18 protein-coding genes are annotated in these 19529 nt (G+C 71.5%); 10 read left to right on the top strand and 8 right to left on the bottom strand.

What is annotated here, in order from left to right:
• The first annotated feature begins 39 nt into the window (after positions 1–39).
• The 6 genes from ACXKZB_RS04935 to ACXKZB_RS04910 all read left to right on the top strand — a co-directional run bounded on the left by ACXKZB_RS04935 (position 40) and on the right by ACXKZB_RS04910 (position 6312).
• Positions 40–1662, top strand: coding sequence for a long-chain-fatty-acid--CoA ligase (locus ACXKZB_RS04935; protein ID WP_488824949.1), 1623 nt, complete (start codon positions 40–42; stop codon positions 1660–1662).
• Positions 1663–1674: 12 nt separating this feature from the next.
• A complete protein-coding gene (locus ACXKZB_RS04930) occupies positions 1675–2688 on the top strand; it encodes a glycosyl hydrolase family 18 protein (protein ID WP_488824947.1) in 1014 nt (337 codons plus the stop codon).
• A gap of 44 nt (positions 2689–2732) precedes the next feature.
• Positions 2733–3596, top strand: coding sequence for an alpha/beta fold hydrolase (locus ACXKZB_RS04925; RefSeq protein WP_488824946.1), 864 nt, complete (start codon positions 2733–2735; stop codon positions 3594–3596).
• A complete protein-coding gene (locus tag ACXKZB_RS04920) occupies positions 3589–4194 on the top strand; it encodes a TetR/AcrR family transcriptional regulator (protein WP_488824944.1) in 606 nt (201 codons plus the stop codon). Before ACXKZB_RS04925 ends, ACXKZB_RS04920 begins: the two co-directional genes overlap by 8 nt.
• Positions 4195–4287: 93 nt before the next feature.
• The gene (locus tag ACXKZB_RS04915; RefSeq protein ID WP_488824943.1) at positions 4288–5964 is read left to right on the top strand and encodes a putative Ig domain-containing protein; all 1677 of its coding nucleotides are present in this window, start codon (positions 4288–4290) and stop codon (positions 5962–5964) included.
• A gap of 63 nt (positions 5965–6027) precedes the next feature.
• Entirely contained in the window at positions 6028–6312 is a 285-nt protein-coding gene (locus ACXKZB_RS04910; RefSeq protein ID WP_488824941.1) for a VanZ family protein, read from the top strand.
• Between the two features lie 13 nt (positions 6313–6325).
• Here the strand turns inward: ACXKZB_RS04910 and ACXKZB_RS04905 are convergent, their stop codons facing one another.
• On the bottom strand, positions 6326–7162 hold the full coding sequence (locus tag ACXKZB_RS04905; protein ID WP_488824939.1) for an SGNH/GDSL hydrolase family protein: 837 nt from the start codon (positions 7160–7162) through the stop codon (positions 6326–6328).
• A gap of 141 nt (positions 7163–7303) precedes the next feature.
• Between ACXKZB_RS04905 and ACXKZB_RS04900 the strand changes: the two genes are divergently transcribed.
• The gene (locus ACXKZB_RS04900) at positions 7304–8239 is read left to right on the top strand and encodes a TolB family protein (protein WP_488824938.1); all 936 of its coding nucleotides are present in this window, start codon (positions 7304–7306) and stop codon (positions 8237–8239) included.
• 128 nt (positions 8240–8367) lie between these two features.
• On the opposite strand, the gene ACXKZB_RS04895 is transcribed toward ACXKZB_RS04900, so the two are convergent.
• Positions 8368–8838, bottom strand: a complete 471-nt coding sequence (locus tag ACXKZB_RS04895) for a heme-degrading domain-containing protein (protein WP_488824936.1) — start codon at positions 8836–8838, stop codon at positions 8368–8370.
• Between the two features lie 202 nt (positions 8839–9040).
• Positions 9041–9532 (bottom strand): MarR family winged helix-turn-helix transcriptional regulator, encoded by a 492-nt coding sequence (locus tag ACXKZB_RS04890; RefSeq protein WP_488824934.1) that lies wholly within the window; start codon positions 9530–9532, stop codon positions 9041–9043.
• A 38-nt stretch (positions 9533–9570) separates the two neighbouring features.
• Here ACXKZB_RS04890 and ACXKZB_RS04885 point away from each other — a divergent pair, with 38 nt between their 5' ends.
• Complete coding sequence (locus ACXKZB_RS04885) at positions 9571–10785, top strand: FAD-dependent monooxygenase (protein WP_488824932.1); 1215 nt, start codon at positions 9571–9573, stop codon at positions 10783–10785.
• A gap of 73 nt (positions 10786–10858) precedes the next feature.
• On the opposite strand, the gene ACXKZB_RS04880 is transcribed toward ACXKZB_RS04885, so the two are convergent.
• From ACXKZB_RS04880 to ACXKZB_RS04865, 4 genes are read right to left on the bottom strand one after another with little or no spacing between them, the layout of a single operon-like run.
• The gene (locus tag ACXKZB_RS04880; RefSeq protein ID WP_488824930.1) at positions 10859–13393 is read right to left on the bottom strand and encodes a beta-xylosidase/alpha-l-arabinosidase; all 2535 of its coding nucleotides are present in this window, start codon (positions 13391–13393) and stop codon (positions 10859–10861) included.
• Positions 13390–14271: a carbohydrate ABC transporter permease gene (locus tag ACXKZB_RS04875; RefSeq protein WP_123313217.1), complete on the bottom strand. Its 882-nt coding sequence runs from the start codon at positions 14269–14271 to the stop codon at positions 13390–13392. Before ACXKZB_RS04875 ends, ACXKZB_RS04880 begins: the two co-directional genes overlap by 4 nt.
• Complete coding sequence (locus ACXKZB_RS04870; RefSeq protein WP_123313216.1) at positions 14271–15293, bottom strand: carbohydrate ABC transporter permease; 1023 nt, start codon at positions 15291–15293, stop codon at positions 14271–14273. The genes ACXKZB_RS04875 and ACXKZB_RS04870 overlap by 1 nt, the downstream gene beginning before the upstream one ends.
• A 2-nt stretch (positions 15294–15295) precedes the next feature.
• A complete protein-coding gene (locus ACXKZB_RS04865; RefSeq protein ID WP_488824927.1) occupies positions 15296–16594 on the bottom strand; it encodes an ABC transporter substrate-binding protein in 1299 nt (432 codons plus the stop codon).
• Positions 16595–16740: 146 nt separating this feature from the next.
• On the opposite strand from ACXKZB_RS04865, the gene ACXKZB_RS04860 reads away from it, so the two are divergent.
• A complete protein-coding gene (locus tag ACXKZB_RS04860; RefSeq protein ID WP_488824925.1) occupies positions 16741–17772 on the top strand; it encodes a LacI family DNA-binding transcriptional regulator in 1032 nt (343 codons plus the stop codon).
• Between the two features lie 7 nt (positions 17773–17779).
• Here ACXKZB_RS04860 and ACXKZB_RS04855 read toward each other — a convergent pair whose 3' ends face one another.
• Entirely contained in the window at positions 17780–18763 is a 984-nt protein-coding gene (locus ACXKZB_RS04855) for an AraC family transcriptional regulator (protein WP_488824923.1), read from the bottom strand.
• Between the two features lie 118 nt (positions 18764–18881).
• Here ACXKZB_RS04855 and ACXKZB_RS04850 point away from each other — a divergent pair, with 118 nt between their 5' ends.
• Positions 18882–19328 (top strand): MarR family winged helix-turn-helix transcriptional regulator, encoded by a 447-nt coding sequence (locus tag ACXKZB_RS04850; RefSeq protein WP_488824921.1) that lies wholly within the window; start codon positions 18882–18884, stop codon positions 19326–19328.
• Positions 19329–19529 lie beyond the last annotated feature (201 nt).

Below are 19529 nucleotides of genomic sequence, written 5' to 3'. Positions count from 1 at the left end.
GATCCGGGGAACCACTCGTCACCGAAGACGGAGACCGGAATGACGCGCACCACCCCCACCGCCGCCGCTCACCACGGCGCCACACGACCGACCCGGGCCACCGCCTCGGTCGCCGCGATCCTGGCCGAGTCCGCCGCGCGGTACCCGGACGACGTCGCCGTGATCGTCGGCGACCACCGCACCACCTACGCCGAGCTCTGGTCGGAGACCCTCGCCTACGCCGGAGCGCTCCGCGCCCGCGGGGTCACCGAGGGATCACGCGTGGCGATGCTCGTGCCGAACGTCGCCGACTTCGCCCGCGTCTACTACGCCACGCTCGCGCTCGGGGCCGTCGTGGTCCCCGTCCACGCGCTGCTCAAGCGGCGCGAGATCGAGTACCTGCTGCAGGACAGCGGCGCGATGCTGCTCGTCTGCGCCGCTCCGCTGCTGGCCGAAGGTGCGGCCGGGGCCGAGCTCGCCGGCGTCGACGTCGTCACCGTCCTCGCACCGGCCGACCACGACGACCACGACGGCCCGGACCGCCTCGAGGCCCTCGCCGCGGCGGCCGAGCCCCTCGACACCTACGTCCCCCGCGACCCCTTCGACACGGCGACGATCCTGTACACGAGCGGGACCACCGGCAAGCCGAAGGGTGCAGAGGGCTCGCACTTCGCCCTGCTCGAACAGGTCAACACGAACCTGATGAGCACCTTCGACATGCACCGCGGGGACGTCCTGCTCGGCGCGCTCCCGCTGTTCCACACCTTCGGTCAGACCTGCACGATGAACACCGGGTTCCGCACCGGCGCCACCATCGTGATGCTCCCGAAGTTCGACGGCGACGCCGCGTTGTCGGCGATGGTCGAGCACGGCTGCGAGATCTTCATGGGCGTGCCGACGATGTACATGGCGCTGCTCGACGCCGCGACGCGCACCGACGCCCGCCCGACCCTGCGCTACGCGATCTCGGGCGGCGCCTCGTTGCCGTTGGCCGTGCTCGAACGGTTCCAGTCCGTGTTCGACGCGCCGATCCACGAGGGCTACGGCCTCACCGAGACCTCACCCGTCGCGACCTTCAACCACGTCGGCACCGCGCCGCGTCCCGGCACGATCGGCACACCGGTCTGGGGTGTCGACGTCGAGATCGCCGACCCCGCCACGCCCGACGCGATCGTGCTGCTGCCGCACGGCGAGATCGGCGAGCTCGTCATCCGCGGGCACAACCTGATGAACGGGTACCTGGACCGTCCTGCGGACACCGACGCGGCGATCGTCGACGGCTGGTTCCGCACCGGCGACCTGGGCACGAAGGACGACGACGGGTACCTGACGATCGTCGACCGCACGAAGGACATGATCATCCGCAACGGCTACAACGTGTACCCGCGGCAGGTCGAAGAGGTGCTGGCGACGCACCCGGACGTCACCATGGCGGCGGTCTTCGGCGTGCCGCACGAACTGCACGGCCAGGAGATCGAGGCCGCCGTGGTGCTCCGTGCCGGCGCGACCGTCAGCGCCGACGAGCTCGTCCACTTCGTGTCGGACGAGATCGCGGCCTACAAGTTCCCGCGCGTCGTGCACGTGGTCGACGCCCTGCCCCTCGGGCCGAGCGGCAAGGTCCTGAAGCGGACCCTGGTCGACCGGTTCAGCGCACCGGTGGACGCGGCGGCCGCTCCGGCCTGACACACTCGGCACGTGATCACCAGCCCGCGTTCCGTCCTCATCGCCACCGTCCTGACAGCGGGGCTCGTCCTGACCGGCTGCGCCGGCCCGGCGAACGCGCGATCCAGTACGCCCGACTGGTTCGACGTGACCGGCTTCCAGCCGGAGGGCGCCGACCCCGCGCTGATCGACACGAACGCCTCGGCGATGGACGTCGTCGGCGTCGACGGCCTGCTGCTGAGCCGCACCGGCACGCGTGTCACGACCCCGTCCCGCGACGCCAGGACGCAGCGCAACCGCGCGCACGCCCGCGGTCTCGAGGCGCAGCTGCTCGTCAGCAACTACGCCGACGGCGACTTCAGCGAACCGATCGCGCGCCGGATGCTCCGGTCCCCCGCCAACCGGTCCCACGTCGTCCGTGCACTCGCCACCGACGTGCGTTCCGGTGGGTGGGACTCGATCATGATCGACCTCGAGGCGTTGACCGCGGCGGACCGGCCCGGGTTGACGGCGTTCGCGCGGGAGCTCCGCGCGGCGGTCGGTGACGACGTGCGGCTCGACATCGCCCTGTCCGCGTCGACGACCGCGGCCGGCTACGCACGCATGGGGTACGACGTCGGGGCACTCAGCGCCCCGCTGGACCACCTCACCCTGATGGCCTACGACCAGCACGGTCCGTGGGAGCCGAACGCTCCGGGCCCGGTCGGGTCGCTGCGCTGGGCGTCGAAGTCGGCCAGGGCTCTCGCTGCCCTCGCGCCCGCCGACCAGATCGTGCTCGGCGTCGCCGGGTACGGCTACCACTGGAAGGGGCCGCGGCCGGCGGGGCAGCTGTCCGACGACCAGGCCCGTCGCCGTGTCCGGAAGGCCCACGTCACCCCGACGTGGAACACCACGGTCGGCGAGTGGACCGCCACCCTGCCCAGCGGCGAGGTGCTGTGGTGGTCGGACGCGCGGTCGCTGCGTGAACGCGTGGCCCTCGCCGAGCGACTCGGTCTGACCGGAGTGGCCGTGTGGTCCCTGGACCTCTCCGACACCCTCGGGGGTTGACGCGGTCGGCTAATGGTCTTAGCTTTTAGCTAACACACTTAGCCATGGAGGCAGTCATGCTCGAACACCTGCGCACCGACGAAGGCACCATCGCGTACGACGTCAGCGGCGACGGCCCGCTCGTCGTCCTCGCACACGGCATGGGCGACAGCCGGCACGCCTACCGGTTCATGGTCCCCGAGCTCGTCGCCGCCGGTTACCGGGTGGCGAACGTCGACATCCGCGGGTGCGGCGACTCGAGCACCGACTGGACGTCGTACCAGCGCGCCGACATCGCTCACGACCTGGTCGCCGTCGTCCGGCACCTCGGCGGCCCCGCGGTCATCGTCGGGCAGTCGATCAGCGGCGGAGCGGCCACCATCGCCGCTGCCGACGCCCCCGACGTCGTCGCCGGCATCGTCGAGCTGGCGCCGTTCACCCGCAAGCAGGCCCTCGACCTCGGCGGCCTGCTGCGGAACCGCCGACACCGCACGGGCACGTTCCAGCTCGCCAAGGTGATGGCGACCGGCAGCCTCGCCGGCTGGCTCGCCTACCTGGACATCGCCGTGCCGACGAAGCCGGTCGACTGGACCGAGGAGCGTGCACGCATCGAGTCGACGTTGCGCCAGCCGGAGCGGATGGCGGTCCTCCGCGCGATGACGAAGACCTCACCCGCCGACGCCGGTGCCCGACTGCCGGACGTCCGCTGCCCCGTCCTGGTGGTCGAGGGCAGTGCCGACCCGGACTGGGCCGTCCCCCGCGCCGAGGGCGAGCGGGTCCTGGCCGACCTGCCCGACGGACTCGGCGAGCTGGCCGTCATCGACGGCGCGGGCCACTACCCGCACACCGAGACCCCGACCGAGGTCCTCGCGCTCGTGCTCCCGTTCCTCGGCCGCACCCTCGCGCCCGTCGGTGGCCACCGTGGCTAGGGCCGGGCTCGACCCCGCCGCCGTCACCACCGCGGCCGCCGAACTCGCCGACGAGATCGGACTCGCGCGGCTGAGCATGAGCGTCGTCGCCGAACGACTCGGCGTGAAGTCGCCGTCGCTGTACAAGCACGTCGACGGGCTCACCGACCTGACCCGCCGGATCGCCGTCCTCGCTGCGAACGAACTCGGCGACGACCTGCGCGACGCGATGCAGGGGCTCGCCGGCCGTGACGCCGTCGAGGCCGCGGCGCAGACCGTCCGCCGGTACGTGCAGCGGCACCCCGGCCGGTACGAGGCGACGGTCGGGATCCGTCCCACCGGTCCGGACCACCCGTTGGCCGTTGCCCTGGAGCGCACCCTCGCCTCCTTCGGAGCGGCGCTGCGCGGCTACGGACTCGACCCCGCCGACGAGGTGCACGCGCTCCGGTTGCTCCGCAGTGTCCTGCACGGTTTCGCGACCATCGAGACATCCGGTGGGTTCCAGATGCGCACTGACGTCGACGCGAGCTTCGGGTGGATCGTCGCGTTCCTCGACCGGGGGTTCCGCGCGACGACCGCCCCCAGTCATGGTCACGATTCGGACTCTCCGTCGGTCTGAAGCGGTCACTGGCCCTACGATCCGAAGACGCCTGAGCTTTCTCGGCTGATCCACACGATCCGGCACCCGACCGGACACGATCCAGGGGGACCCGTGCGCCACAGCGCCTCCACCGTCCGACGCGCCTGCGCCGTCGGCACCACCGCAGCCCTCGTCGCGCTGACGACCGGCCTCGGCCTCGTCACCGCGACGGCCGCGCATGCCGAGCCGGCGACCGATCCGACGGCGTCGACCGCGACGTCCGCTCCCGCCGCGACCGACGCCCCGGCACCGACCGCGAACGAAGCCACCGGACCGACGACCGACACTCCGGCGCCGAGCCCGGCCGCGACCGCACCGGCCGCCGAGACCGAAGCGACTCCCGAGCCGACCGCACCGGCGGTCGACGAGGCGCTCCCGGCCGCTCCGACACCCACCGTCCCGACGCCCACCCCGACGGACGCACCGACCGCGCAGCCGGCCGTCACCCCCGCCGTCACCATCACCGGTGACACGGAGGTCGGCGCCGTGCTCACCGCCGTGCCCACCGGTTTCGACGAGGACGGCGCGTTCCGGTACGTCTGGACCGAGGTCGGTTCCACCGCCGTGCTGGCGACGACCGGCTCGTACACGATCGACGCCGCGCAGGCCGGGGAGCAGCTCACGGTCCAGGTCACCGGCGCCCTGTCGGACGGATCGACGGCGACCGTGTCCGCGACCTCGACCGCCGTCACCCAGGACCCGGTGTTCGTCGACGCCGCGGGCGAGCCGGTCACCGCGGGCACGGAGCAGGACGACGACCTCCCCCTGCAGGCCACCGCCGGCGAGCCGTTCTCGTACACCTTCCGGGCGCAGGGCTCCCCCACCCCGACGTACGAGCTCGCCTGGTACTCCGGCGACGATGACGGCGACGTCGTCATGACGAAGTCGCAGGCAGCGGCACTCGCAGCGGGCAGCTCCAGCGCCCCCGGCTGGACGATCGGGTTCGGCTTCCAACCGGATGACACGGACGAGGAGTTCGGGCCGGAGATCCAGCTGCCCGACGGCATCACCTTCGACGCCGCCACCGGTGAGCTGAGCGGTACCGCGACGACGGCGTCCTGGTACGAGTTCGCGGTCACGGCCACGAGCGGCACCGAGTCGGTCACGCAGTACGTCGAGCTGACCGTCGACCCGGCCGCTGCGTTCGGCGTCCAGGTCTTCACCCTCGACGCGGAGTCGATCGACGCGCCGAAGAAGACGATGTGGATCATCGGCACGGACGGCACCGTCCTGACCGTGGAGCTCACCACCGACGAGGACGGCTCCTTCGGGGGTCTCGACGTCGTGGACGGTGGACGTCCGACGGTCGCGCAAGGCGGAACACTCGTCGTGTCCGGCAACCTGGTCGACCGTTTCGGGAACCCGATCGACTTCGCCGACGAGGACGGCAACCCCGTCTGGACGCCGATCGTCACCTCGGACGTCGCCAGTGACGTGATCGCGCCCTACACCGAGTTCGACGCCGAGAGCGCTGTCGGCGTCACCTTCCCGCACGCCTCGACGCACACCCTGACCGTCGGCGGCGAGGGGCTGCAGAGCACCTCGTTCCCGGTCGACGTGCGCCCCACCGCGCCGACGGTGCCTACCGTGCCGACGGTCGCTGTCGGTGGGACGACCCCGACCACGGGGCAGCTCGCCTACACCGGCTCGGACGCCGTCGGCGCCCTGCCGTGGGCGGTCGGCCTCGTCCTGGTCGGCGCCGGCCTGCTCGGGGCGCGCGCGGTGCGCCGTCGTCGCGCCGGGCTCTGATCCGACACCCCTGAGACCGGGAGGCTCGGTGCCAGCTGGCACCGGGCCTCCCGTCCGGAATCCATGCTCTCGACCCTGCTCATCGAAGCACCGTGGCTCGCGTTCGGCGTGCTGATCGCGGTCATCGTCGTCACGCCCGTCGAGGGCGTCTGGCTCGCGCGCCTCACGGCCGTCGGCGCCAGCGCGTTCTCCGTCCTCGTCGAGGTCGTCGAGGCGGTCGTCCCCGTGATCGGTCGGGCGTGCGACACGAGTGACTGGATCACGAACACCATCGGCGCCGTGCTCGGCGGGGTACTCGCTGCCGTCTCCGTGCAGTGGGCACGTCGGCGCGTGGCGCGGGCCGGCTGAACCGACCCTCGACTCAGCCCTTCGCGCCCTCCACGGCGATGTGGATGGCCTGCTGCATCCGGACCGAGACCTTCTTCGACATCGCGACGGTCGGGTGGGTGCCGTCGATCGTGCGGTTCGACGGCCACCCACCGTTCAGCTGCCGGTCCGCCGCCCAGGGGTCGACGAACAGGTAGCCGTTGGTGAGCGCGTAGTTCTGCAGGTCACGGTTCAGGATCTCGCCCTGCTTGCGACGGTCGATCTTCTTCTTGCCGTACTTCGTGACGTTCGACGGAGCGATCGCCGCGATGACGACGTGCCGGGCCCCGACCTTGTGGACCACCTTGCCGATGTTCTGCGTGATCGTCGTGCTGCTGCGGGCGTAGCGGATGTCGTTCGTGCCGGCCATGACGACGAGCACGTCGGCGTCCCGTGCCGAGACGTTCGTCAGGATCCGTGGGACGGTGGCGCCACCGATCGCGGTTCCGCCGATGTTCGTGAGCGTCTTGTCGTTCAGCTGCCGCATCCACGAGCCGTCCATCGCGGTCAGCGAGTCTCCGGCGTAGGTGACCGAGATCGTCGACGGCGTCGGCGTCGGAGTCGGAGTCGCCGTGGGCTTCGGCGTCGCGGTCGGCACCGTGGGCTTCGGCGTCGCGGTCGGCACCGCGGGCGCGGGCGTCCGAGTCGGCACCGCAGGCGCAGGCGTCTCGACCGGAGCCGACGTCGTCGGCGTGGCCGTCGGGGTCGCGATCGGCGACTCCACGGCTGTCGCGGTGTTCGGGATCGCGGCGAGCAGGACACCGGCGACGACGACGACCGAGGTGGTGGCGGCGATGAACGGCAGGCGGGAGGGACGCTGAGGGTGCGGCAACGTGAGCTTTCGTCTCGGGTACGAACCCGATCAGCCTACGGGTCCCGAAGACGCGTCATCATCCCCAACGCGGGGGGCGGACGACGACCGCCACCCGGTCGCGCCGTCGCGAGCCGACGTCCCCTGTGGAACAGTGTGCCCATGCCCTTCGACGACGAAGCCCCGGGTCGCGTGCTCGCACCGGGCCAGACCTGCCGGATCCGGATCTGGCGCCGAGCCGACCGCAGCGTGACCACCGTGCACGAGTCCGCCGAGCGACTGTACGAAGCGCCGAACTGGACCGCCGACGGCCGGCTCGTCCTCAACGCCGACGGTGTCCTCTGGACGATGCCGGCCGACGGTGCCGCAGCTCCGGAGCACGTCGCGATCGAGGGCATTCCGCCCCTGAACAACGACCACGTGCTCGACCCGGACGGCGTCACCGTGCACGTCAGCGCGAACGACTTCCACATCTGGAGCGCTCCGCTCGCCGGGGGCCCTGCGACCCGGGTCACCGCGGACGACGGCGGTCTGCACTTCCTGCACGGTGTCAGCCCCGACGGCTCCGAACTCGCGTACGTCCGGCTCGATCCCTCCGGCGAGGACGTGTGGTCCTCGGGCACGATCCGGGTGATGGGCGTCGACGGCACCGCGGACCGGGCCGTGACGACCGAGCCCGCCGCCGCCGACGGCCCGGAGTGGACCCCGAACGGTGCGTGGATCCTGTTCAACACCGAGCAGTTCGAAGCGACGCCGGGACACGCGCAGATCGCTCGTGTCCGACCGGACGGCACCGGGATCGAGCAACTCACCGTCGACGAGCACGTCAACTGGTTCCCGCACCCCGCCCCGACCGACGACGCCGCCGTCTACCTGTCGTTCCCGCCCGGCACCGAGGGGCACCCGGCGGACAAGCGGGTCCGGCTGCGCCTCGTCACCGGTGACGGATCCGTCAGCACCTGGGGACCCGACGTCTGGCAGGCCGCCGAGACCATCGTCGAGCTCGACGGCGGGCAGGGCACCCTCAACGTCAACGGATGGGCTCCCGACGGGTCCGCCGTCGCCTTCGTCGACTACCCCGCCGGAGACCCCGCCTGATCACGCGGGGACGCTTCCGCCGCCGCGTCCGTCCACCGGCGTCCCCGGGTTCCGAGATCGTCACATCTCGGGGCGCTCTGGGGCCGTCCGCGGAACCTCGGGGAACGTGAGCGGCAAGTCGTGGAACCTCACGCCCGCGAACGCGAGGCGATGAACGCGCGCAGGCCGGCGACGACCAGGTCGTGGTCCTCCATCGAGGACAGGCCGGAGGCCGTCACCGCGGCGACCACACCGGCACCGCGGACCCGGATCGGGAACGACCCTCCGGTCACGGCGTACTCGGCGCCGAGCCACCCGATCGCGGCGGGATCGACCCCGGCGGCGGACAACCGGGCGTCGACGAGAGCACTCGACTGCTCCATCCGGAGCACGACCGCGGCCTTGCGGTCGATCCAGACGTGCTGGTCCGGGGTGATGCCCGGGGTCGCTGCGCGGAACACCCCGAGGCCGGGCCGGCGGATGTCGATGCCGACGGCGTGACCGGCCTCGTGGGCGATGCCGCGGATCAACGAGCCCAGGTCCCAAGCGTCGTCGTGGGTGAAGCCATCGAGCACGAGGTCGTGCTCCTGCTGTTCGAGGGTGGTGATGAGGTCGGACATCGTCGTCTCCTGCTCAGCCCGCGGCAGTCTGCGCGAGCAGTGTCGCGAAGCTAGCACGGGTGGACGCAGCACACCGACGGCTCGGTTCGAGCCATGCCGAGCAGTCGCCTCATCCACCACCTCGGGGTCTTCGCCCGCGACTTCGCCGCGAGCGTCTCACTCGGGATCGCACCCACGACGGCGACGTGACTCGTCGGCGCTGTCAACGCGCCTGCAGCCGACCGTTCGCGGTCGCGGCAGCCGCGGTCATGCGCCGCAGGAACCCGAGGACGATCCTCGTCTCCTCCGGATCGGCATCTCGCACCGTCGCGGCGATCTCGGCACCGGAGAACGCGAGGAACCGCCCGCTCTCCGCACGCGCGGACTCGGTCGGGCGCAGGGTCACCCGGCGGCGGTCGGTGCTCTCGCGGTGTCGTTCGACGTGGCCGGCAGCCTCGAGGCGGTCGAGCAGGACCGACGTGGCACCGGATGTCATGCCGATCCGGCGCGCCAGCTGCGCGGGCGAGAGCGGTTCACCAGCCTGGTCCGCCCACACGATCTGTCCGAGCGCGTTCGCGTCCGAACCCGGCAGCCCGATCCACGACGACAGGTGCCGCTGGAGCTCGTCGAACGTGACGGCCCAGTCGCGCAGCGCGTGCATGACGGCCACCTCGTCGTCGGACCACGCCGTGGTGAGGGGGTCGATGTCGGGCATCCAGTTTCCTTTACTGTGCAGTTGCTTTACTGTAAAGCATGACCTCGCAGCACGCAGTGATCTCCGGAGCCAGCATCGCAGGCCTGTCCGCCGCATGGTGGCTGCGCCACGTCGGGTGGCGGGTGACGGTGATCGAACGCGCGCCGGCCTTCCGCGACGGCGGGCAGAACGTCGACGTCCGCGGGGTCGCCCGCGACGTGCTCGACCGCATGGGTCTGGTCGATGCGATCCGCGCACGGAACACGACCGAGACGGGGACGGTGATCGTCCGCCGTGACGGCACCGTCCGGTCCGAGCTGCCCTCGGACGGCCCGGACGGTGCGACGGCCGAACTCGAGGTGCTGCGCGGTGACTTCGCCCGGGCACTCCTCGACGACCTGCCCGACGACGTCGACATCGTCTACGGCGAGACGATCGAGCAGGTGGACGACGCGCCCGGGTCCGGGCGCGCTTCCGTCACCACCGACGCCGGTCGGGTGCTCGACGCCGACCTCGTGGTCATCGCCGAGGGTGTCCGGTCACGCACCCGCGACCGGCTCTTCGCTGCGGAGGGCGAGGTCGACGAGCGCGACCTCGGGGTGACCATGGTCTTCGGGACGATCCCGCGCACGCCGTCCGACGACGACCGGTGGCGCTGGTACAACGCCGTCGGCGGCCGTCAGGTCCACCTGCGCCCGGACCCGTACGGCACGACCCGGGCGATCCTCGCCTACGCCGGCGGCGACGACCTGGTCGGCCGCTCGCGGTCGGAGGCCCTGGCGACACTGCGGATACGCTACGCCGACGCCGGCTGGCAGACCGAGCGCGTGCTTGACGGGTTCGACGACTCGCACGACGTCTACCTGGACGAGCTGACCCAGATCCGGATGCCGCGCTGGCACCGCGGCCGTGTGTGCGTGATCGGCGATGCGGCCTGGTGCGTGACGCCGATGGGCGGCGGTGGCGCCTCCCTCGCACTCACGAGCGGGTACGTGCTGGCAGCGTCGGTCACGGCGGACGAGGACCTCGACCGCGCACTCGATGCCTTCGACACGTGGATGCGCCCCCTCGTCGACACGATCCAGGGCATCCCGAAGGGCATCGTGCACTTCGCGTACCCCCAGACCCGGCTCGGGCTCGCCGCCCGGGGTGTGGCGGACAAGGTGCTGCTGTCGGCGCTCTTCCGACCACTGGCAGCACGGCTGACCCGGGTCGCCGACAGCGATCGCCCTCTGCCACCGCTGCCCGGAGCACCGCAGCAGGGTCAGCGGTAGCACTGCCGAAGCCGGCGGACCGTGCGACCTGATCCGACCGCACGGTCCGCCGGCCCGCCATCACGGCGTCGGATCACCCGACCTCCCACTCGACGACCCGCGGGTCGCCCAGCGTGACCTCGTGCACCGGCCCGGTCACCGCGACCGTCGCGCGCTCCGTCGCGGAGCCGGGGACGGGGTGTCGGACCGGCCCGTCACCGGACGCGACGATCCCGCCTGCCGGCACCGGGCCTCCCGGTCGTGACGCCGACGCGTGGGACGCGACCCAGACCTGGACGTCCCCGGGTTCGACGACCCTGCGCATCCGCCGGTCGGTGAACGCGAACCGCTGGACGGGCACCCGGAAGCGGACCCGCGTGGACTCCCCCGCGGCGAGCGCGACGCGCGCGTAGCCGAGCAGCTGGACCTCGGGTCGGGTGACGCTGCCGTGCACGTCGTGGCCGTAGAGCTGGACGACGTCCTCGCCGTCGCGGGAACCGGTGTTGCGGACGGTCACGGACGCCTCGAACCCGGCGTCGGAACGGACGGACGCGTCGACGACCAGGTCGTCGTACGCGAACGACGTGTAGCCGAGGCCGAAGCCGAACGGACGGACCGGGGTCGAGTCGGCGGCGGTGACGTCGGACGGGCCGCCGAGCCGCGGGTGCAGGTACGTGTACGGCTGCGCGCCGGCGGCACGCGGGAGCGAGACGGGCAGGCGGCCGGACGGCGAGGCGGCGCCGGTGAGCAGGTCGGCGATGGCGGTGCCGCCCTCCTCGCCGGGGAAGAAGGCCTGCACGACGGCGGCGGGACGCAGCGAGCCGCCGGCACCGTGACCGGCCCCGGCGACGCCGTCGCCGGCATCGGCCCTGGCGACGCCGTCGCCGTCGAGCGCCCACCCGATCGCGTACGGCCGCCCGGTCAGCAGCACCATCACGGTGGGGGTGCCGGTGGCGACGACCGCCTCGACGAGCTCGCGCTGCACGCCGGGCAGGTCGAGCGACTCGGTGTCGTTCCCCTCGCCGACCGTGCCGCGGCCGAACAGTCCGGCCTGGTCGCCGACGACGACGACCGCGACGTCGGACGCGGCGGCCACGGCGACGGCGTCATCGAACCCGGCACGGTCGGACCCGGTGACGGCGCAGCCCGCGGCGAAGCGCACGGCGTCATCGCCGAGGGCGTCGACCATCGCCTCGCGCACGGTCGGGATGGCGAAGCCGAGCGGCAGGTCGGGGTGCGAGGCGAGCACGTGGTTCGCGAAGGAGTAGCAGCCCTGCAGTGCCTCGGCGCGGTCGGCGTTCGGGCCGATGACGGCGACGGACGCACCGGCGCGCAGCGGCAGGACCGGCGCGGCGGTACCCGGGCCGGTGCCGGTGCCAGCCGCGCCGCGCGAGTCGTTCGACAACAGCACCAGCGACCGCGCCGCCAGCTGCTTCGCCAGCGACCGGTGCAGCGGGGTGTCCAGGTCGATCCCGGTCGGCGGTTCGTCGTCGAACGCCCGCGGGTCGAGCAGGCCCAGGCGCTCCTTCTGCCGCAGCACCCGCAGGACGGCGCGGTCGACCAGCGCCTCGTCGAGCAGTCCGGACCGGACCCGCTCGACGAGCGGCGCCAGGTACGCGTCACCCGTCGGCAGCTCGACGTCGATGCCGGCCTCGAGTGCCAGGGCCGCAGCCTCGCCACGATCGGCGGCGATGCCGTGCATGACCTCGAGGAACGCGACCGAGAAGTAGTCCGCGACGACGGTGCCGTCGAACCCGAGCTCGTCACGCAGCAGGCCGGTCAGCAGTTCGCCGTTCGCGGCGACGGGGACGCCGTCGATCTCGGCGTACGAGTTCATGACGCTCCGGGCGCCACCGTCGCGCAGCGCCATCACGAACGGCGGCAGGTACACGTCGGCGACCTCGCGGGGTCCGGCGTGCACCGGCGCGTGGTTCCGCCCCGCCTGTGACGCCGAGTACCCGAGGAAGTGCTTGAGGGTCGCGTCGACGCCGGCCGACTGCAGGCCCCGCACGTAGGCGGTCCCCACGGTGCCGACCAGGTACGGGTCCTCACCGATGCACTCGTCGACCCGGCCCCAGCGGGGGTCGCGGACCACGTCGAGGACCGGCGCGAGTCCCTGGTGGACGCCGAGCTGCCGCATCGACGCGCCGATGGCGGCGCCGACCTGCTCGACCAGGTCCGGGTCGAAGGCCGCACCCCATGCCAGCGGGGTGGGGAACGTCGCGGCCTTCCAGGCGGCGAGTCCGGTCAGGCACTCCTCGTGCACGAGCGCGGGGATCCCGAGTCGGGTCTCGCGCTTGAGTCGCCGCTGTTCCGCCCACAGCCACGCCGCGCGGTCGTCGGGTTCGACCGGGCGGGTGCCGTAGACGCGGGTGAACTGGCCGATGCCGTCGCGGGTGATGTCCGCCAGCGTGCGGCCGTCGGCCGCCGCCGCCATCTCACCCTGCATGGGTGCGACGACGCCGTCCTGGTCGAGCCAGTAGCCGACGAGCTGCGCCGCCTTCTCGTCGAGGGTCATGGCGGCCAGCAGGGTGGTCGCGCGGTCGGGTCCGGCAGCGTCGGTCGCCCCGTGGTCGGCCTGGAGGCGCGGCTGGCTCCCGGTGGGCCGGGTCGCGTCCGTCGTCGTCACCCCTTCACCGCCCCGGTCAGCCCGCCGACGATGCGGCGTTGGAAGATGGTGAAGAACACCAGTGCCGGGATCATCGACATCGACGTGAACGCCAGCACCTTGGCCGTGTCGACCGAGTACTGCGACGAGAACGCCTGCACGCCGAGCGGCAGCGTGTAGCTCCCCTCGTTGTTCAGGATGAACAGCGGCAGGATGTAGCTGTTCCAGCTCGCGATGAACGCCAGGATGCCGACCGTGACGACGCCCGGCAGCGACAGCGGCACGACCATGCGGAAGAAGAACCCGAGGCGGCTGGCGCCGTCGATCGACGCCGCCTCTTCGAGCTCGTCCGGGATCGCCCGCAGGAACGGCACCAGGATGATGACCGTCGTCGGCAGGGCGAAGGCGATCTGCGGCAGGATCACGCCGGCCAGGCTGTTCGTCAGACCGAGGTCCTTCACGAGCAGGTACAGCGGCGTGATCGCGACGGTGATCGGGAACATCAGACCGGCGGCGAACAGCGCGTACAGCGCACCGCGTCCGGCGAACCGGTAGCGGGCGAGCACGAAGCTCACCATGAGGCCGAGCACGACGACGCCCGCGGTGGTCGTCACGGCGCTGATCGTCGAGTTGGCGAGCTGCTGCCAGAAGATGCCGCTCGACAGCACCGAGCCGTAGTTGCCCAGCTCGAACGGTGCCGGCAGCCCGGCGGGGCTCGTGGTGATCTGCGAGTTCGTCCGGAAGCCGCCCAGCACGATGTACAGCACCGGGGCGAGGTTCGCGGCGACGAACAGGATCGCCACCAGGTAGGTGAGCGGGTTCGCACGGCCGATGGCGGCGCTGGACCGCCGCTCCCGCGTTGCCCGCCGCCCGGGGGCGACGATGCTCGTGGTGGCCATCAGTTCTTCCTCTCGGTGAGTGCACCCGCGGTGTCGCGGCGGAGCACGAAGCGCTGGTAGATCAGGGCGACGGCGAGCGAGATCACGAACATGACCACGGCCACGGCGCTGCCGAAGCCGAAGTTGCCCGACGTGCGGCCGTTGGCGACCATGTACGTCGCCATCGTCGAGGTGCCGGCGGTCGACGAGATGTACTGCCCCCAGATGATGTAGACGAGGTCGAACAGCTGCAGTGAGCCGATGATCGACAGGAACGCCCAGATCCGGATGGTCGGGCCGAGCAGCGGCAGGGTGATCCGCCGCTGGATCTGCCAGTAGCCGGCGCCGTCGATGGCCGCCGCCTCGAAGAGCTCCTCGGGGATGCTCTGCAGGCCGGCCAGGAACAGGATCACCGCGAAGCCGATGTACTTCCACGAGATGATCACGAGCAGCGTCCAGATGGCGATGTCCGGGTTGGACAGCCAGTCCGCCCGCAGCCCGCCGAGCCCCATGCCCTGCAACAGGTCGTTCACCGCACCGTTCGACTGCAGCATCAGGCTCCAGCCGGTGCCGACGATCACCTCGGAGATGACGTACGGCACGAACACGAGCACGCGGACGAGCCCGCGACCGTGCATCTTCTGGTTGAGCAGCAGCGCGAGCACGATGGCGATCGGCCCCTGCAGCACCAGCGACAGCACGACGATGAAGCCGTTGTGCATGAGGACCGCGTGGAACGCCTTGTCCTGGAAGATGATCAGGTAGTTCTGCAGCCCCACGAAGTCGGTGGGCGGGCCGTAGCCCTGCCACTTGAAGAACCCGTAGTAGGCGGCCAGCACCACGGGCAGGATCACGAAGGTGACGAAGACGATGACCGCGGGGCCGGCGAGCACCGCGATCTCGACGCGCTTCCGCCAGTCCGCGATGCGGCGCGTGGACCGCCGTCCGGCGGGGAGCGGCGTACCGCTCCCCGCCGGGGACGTCCCCGCGGCCGTGTCCGACCCGGTGGTCGGGGTCGTGCCGAGCGAGGTGTCGAGGGTCATGGTCAGCCCTTGGCCGCAGCCTGGTTGGTGGTCTCCACGATGTCCTTCGCGCTGCCCTTGCCAGCGAGCAGGTCGACGACGCTGGTGTTCAGCGCGTTGCCGACGTTCTGGCCGTACAGGGTGTCCAGGTACTGCGACACGAACGGGGCTTCCTGGTAGGCGGCGAGGGCCGACTTGAGGTAGTCCGCGTCGACGACCGACTGGGCCTCCTGGTTGACCGGGATGGCCTGGAACGCCGTGTAGTAGGCCTCCTGGTTGTCCTTCTGCACGATGAAGTTGAGGAAGTCCGTGCAGGCCTTCTTCGGGGCCTTCGCCGAGCAGGAGTTGCCGTCGACACCACCCATCATCGACTTCGGGTCACCCTTGCCACCGTCGATGGTCGGGAACGGGAACCAGCCGAGGTCGGCCAGCGGCTTGCCGTCCGGGGTGAGCGAGCTGATCACGCCCGGGTCCCACGCCCCCATGAGCTCCATGGCGGCCTTGTGGTTGGCCAGCAGACCGGCGGAGCTGCCGGCGCCCTGCTGCGCGGCGGTCGTCAGGAAGCCGTTGTTGAACGGCTTGGTCGCGTTGAAGTCCTCGAGCTGCTCGCCGGCCTTCGTCCAGCAGGCGTTGTCGAACTTCAACGACTTCGCCGCGCCCTCGAGTGTCTTCTGGCTGCACTCGCGCAGCGCGAAGTTGTAGTACCAGTGCGCGGCGGGCCAGGCGTCCTTCGCGCCGACGGCGACCGGGTCGATGTCCTTGGCCTTGAGCTTCGTGATCGCGTCGTTCAGCTCGTCCATGGTCGTGGGCGTGCCCTCGATGCCGGCTTCCTTGAACAGGTCCTTCGAGTACCAGATGCCCTCGGGGAGCACGGCGCCCGGCATGGCGTAGGTGGCGCCGTCCTTCTCGTAGCCCGAGAAGGTCCCGGCGCTGATCGACTTCTTCGCGTCGGCGCTGATGGAGTCGGAGATGTCCATGAGCTGCCCGGCGGCGATCATCGCGTCCATCTTGCCGCCACCGCGCTGCAGGAAGACGTCCGGCCCGTCGCCCGAGTTGAGCGCGGTCTGCAGCTTGCCGTCCAGGTCCTCGTTCTGGATCGCCTGCGTCTTGATGGTGACGTTCGGGTACTTGTCCTCGAACGCCTTGACCGTCGAGGCCCAGTAGGCCTTGCCCGGTCCGGTGGTGGAGTTGTGCCAGAAGGTCATCGTGACCTTGCCGGTGCCGTCGTCGGCCGCGTTGCCGCCTGCCGAGCAGCCGGTGGCCACCAGTGCTGTCGCCCCGATCAGCGCGATGGCTGCCGCGGCACGGATCTTCCTCGTCATCGTGGAACTCCTCGTGTCGTCGTTGACATGCAGCGACATCCACTGCCGCTGCGGAGAGCGTGCCAGGTGCTCCTGCCGCTTGTCAATCGATATCGATAACGTTTTCTAAGCCGTTTCGTCGCCCACTTCAGCGGTACGGTGAGCACATGGACTCGGCTCTCGGCGCGCGTCCCGGTGCCGGCCGGGTGACGATCGGCGACGTCGCACGGGTCGCGGGGGTCTCGATCCCCACCGTGTCGAAGGTCATCAACCAACGTGACGGGGTCGCCGCGGCCACCATGATCCGCGTGCAGCAGGTCGTCGCGGACCTCGGCTACGAGACGTCCCTGGTCGCCCGGAGCCTGCGCAGCTCCCGTACCGGGGTCGTCGGGATCCTGGTGCCCGAGTTCGAGCCGTTCTCGACCGAGCTCCTGCGCGGCATCTCGAGTGCGACGACCGGCACCGGCTACGAGCTGCTGGCCTACGCCGGCCTGATGACGGGTGCCGACCGCCCCGGGTGGGAACGCCGGTCCTTGTCCCGTCTGTCCGGCACCCTCATCGACGGGGCCATCGTCGTCACCCCGACCACGGCGCTGTCGAGTTCGTCGATCCCCGTCGTCGCGATCGACCCGCACACCGGGCCCGAAGGCCACGCGACGGTCGACGCCGACAACGAGGGCGGGGCGGTGCAAGCCGTCGAGCACCTGCTCGCACTCGGGCACACCCGGATCGCGCACCTGCGAGGTCGCGCCGACCTGGCCTCCGCCCAGCTGCGCGAGGCCGGGTACCGCTCCGCCCTGACCGCCGCCGGGCTGACGATCGACGAGCGGTTCGTCCGCGACGGCGACTACCAGGAAGAACAGTCCGCCGCCGTCGCACGGGACCTGCTCGCGATGGACGACCGCCCGACCGCGGTGTTCGCCGCGAACGACTCGTCGGCGTTCGGCGTGCTGCGGGCCGCGGCGGAGCTCGACCTGCGGGTCCCCGAGGACCTGTCCGTGGTCGGGTTCGACGACGTCCCCCAGGCCTCGATCACGACCCCGCCGCTCACGACCGTGTCGCAGCCGTTGGCCGAGCTCGGGTCCCGCGCGGTCGACATGCTGCTCACGATGCTCCGTGGCGAGGCCGCGTCGGACCACGTCCGCCTGTCGACCACCCTGCGGGTGCGCTCCAGTACCGGTCCGGCACCGCGGGGCTGACCCCGGGTCAGCGGCGCAGGGTCTGCTTCGGGTACTCGCCGAAGCGTGCCGCGTACGACGCCGAGAACCGGCCGAGGTGGGCGAACCCCCAGCGTCGGGCCACGTCGCCGATGACCCCGGCCTGCGGGTCGAGCTCGAGGAGCTCGCCGCGCACGCGGTCGAGGCGGACGTCCCGCAGGTACGTCAGCGGCGACACGTCGAACACCCGACGGAACGACTCCTGCACGGACCGCACGCTCAGGCCGGCCGCCGCGGCGAGGTCGGCGATGGTCACCGTCTCGGACGCGTGCGCGTGCACGTACTCGACGGCGGCGCGCAGTCGGGCGTTCCGCGGCAGGGCCAGCTCCGTCGGCAGGTCGTCGAGCTGCGGCGGGAAGGTCTCGAGGAACGCGGCGATCGCGAGCGCCTTCGCCTCGGACCAGGTGTCCGAGTCCGGCCCGGCCACCCGGAGCGCGCGGGACAGCGACACGAGGGCGCCCTGCCACCGACCGTACGCGGCACTGTCCGGTTCGCGCGTGTGGTCGAACCGCAACGGTCGGTCCCCCAGCCCGAGCCGTTCGCCGGCGAACCGGTGCACGAGCTCCCGGTCGAGGTGCACCAGGCGCTGGTCGTGGTCCTCGGCGGCGAAGACGAACGCGGTGTCGCAGGGCAGCAGCGTCGGCACGTTCCGACGCAGGTCGACCCGCTGCCCACCGACGTCGAGGTGGGCGCTGCCGCTGGTCATCCAGGCGACGATGTAGTCGGTGCTGACCGGCATCGCACCGCGCAGGACCCCGCGCATCCGGGACCGGCGGATGCTGACCTCGGTGTCGCCGACCGCGGTGTAGCGGTAGAGGAACTCGTCGCCGGTTCGTTGGGCGGACCACTGCTCGGCGCCGTGCACCGTGGCCAGGTCGCGCGCCGCGGACTCCGGCTCCGTTCCGGACACCTCGAAGCGGACCGACTCGCTCGCACGCCCGCTGGTGTGCGGCGCCTGGGACAGGTCAGCCACGGCGCACCGCCGGAGTCGCCACCCGGACCTGGCAGCGGGACTCGTTATGTGGATACGCTGATCGGGTGAGTGCGGCGTATGGTGGCGCGGACCCGATCCGTGCGAAGGGGGCGCTCCCGTGAGCGATCTCGACCTCGTCGCGGCACTGACCCGCCTCGAAGCCGCGGTGTCCGCACTGCGCGCGCGACTGCGCGACCAGCTCGGCGTCTCGGGCAGCGACCTGACCGTGCTGCAGTTCGTGTCCCGTGCCGAAGACGCCGACCGGACCGTCCGCGTGAAGGACCTCGCGAAGCACCTCGGCCTGACCGGACCGGCGGTGACCGGCATGGTGGACCGACTCGAGCAGAGCGGGCACCTCAATCGCGTGCCGAACCCGGCCGACGGACGGAGTCGCCACATCGAGCTGACCGAGACCGCCAGGCGCGACTACTCGGTCGCCATGGACGGCACGAACAAGCACCTGCACGAGCTGTTGGCCTCCTTCTCGGAACGGGACAGGGTCCGGTTCGTCCGGATCGTCGATCGCATCATCGCGGCCGTCGACCTCGGCGCCCCGAGCCCCTGAGGGCAGGGTACGGGCGGTCTGCAGCCGGTCCGGGCGATTGTCCAGCATGCGCAGTTAGGTAACGATGCTACCTATCTCGGGCGCGGACGGCCCGGTGCTGTCAGCCATGACCTGTCTCCTGATCCGTGACGCCGATCAGTGGCGGCCACGGTCGGGATGGTTGGTCCCGGCCGTGGCCATCGACGTCTGCTCCGATCCTGA

The organism is Curtobacterium sp. ABR8 (assembly GCF_057812125.1).
This window is presented reverse-complemented; position numbering and strand designations above follow the sequence as displayed.

What these genes read in the sequence shown, in the direction of transcription:
- ACXKZB_RS04890 (WP_488824934.1), bottom strand. Translation starts at nt 9,532, where the DNA reads ATGCCCGACATCGACCCCCTCACCACGGCGTGGTCCGACGACGAGGTG.
- ACXKZB_RS04885 (WP_488824932.1), top strand. Translation starts at nt 9,571, where the DNA reads ATGACCTCGCAGCACGCAGTGATCTCCGGAGCCAGCATCGCAGGCCTG.
- ACXKZB_RS04875 (WP_123313217.1), bottom strand. Translation starts at nt 14,271, where the DNA reads ATGGCCACCACGAGCATCGTCGCCCCCGGGCGGCGGGCAACGCGGGAG.
- ACXKZB_RS04925 (WP_488824946.1), top strand. Translation starts at nt 2,733, where the DNA reads ATGGAGGCAGTCATGCTCGAACACCTGCGCACCGACGAAGGCACCATC.
- ACXKZB_RS04865 (WP_488824927.1), bottom strand. Translation starts at nt 16,594, where the DNA reads ATGACGAGGAAGATCCGTGCCGCGGCAGCCATCGCGCTGATCGGGGCG.
- ACXKZB_RS04895 (WP_488824936.1), bottom strand. Translation starts at nt 8,838, where the DNA reads ATGTCCGACCTCATCACCACCCTCGAACAGCAGGAGCACGACCTCGTG.
- ACXKZB_RS04870 (WP_123313216.1), bottom strand. Translation starts at nt 15,293, where the DNA reads ATGACCCTCGACACCTCGCTCGGCACGACCCCGACCACCGGGTCGGAC.
- ACXKZB_RS04935 (WP_488824949.1), top strand. Translation starts at nt 40, where the DNA reads ATGACGCGCACCACCCCCACCGCCGCCGCTCACCACGGCGCCACACGA.
- ACXKZB_RS04910 (WP_488824941.1), top strand. Translation starts at nt 6,028, where the DNA reads ATGCTCTCGACCCTGCTCATCGAAGCACCGTGGCTCGCGTTCGGCGTG.
- ACXKZB_RS04900 (WP_488824938.1), top strand. Translation starts at nt 7,304, where the DNA reads ATGCCCTTCGACGACGAAGCCCCGGGTCGCGTGCTCGCACCGGGCCAG.
- ACXKZB_RS04860 (WP_488824925.1), top strand. Translation starts at nt 16,741, where the DNA reads ATGGACTCGGCTCTCGGCGCGCGTCCCGGTGCCGGCCGGGTGACGATC.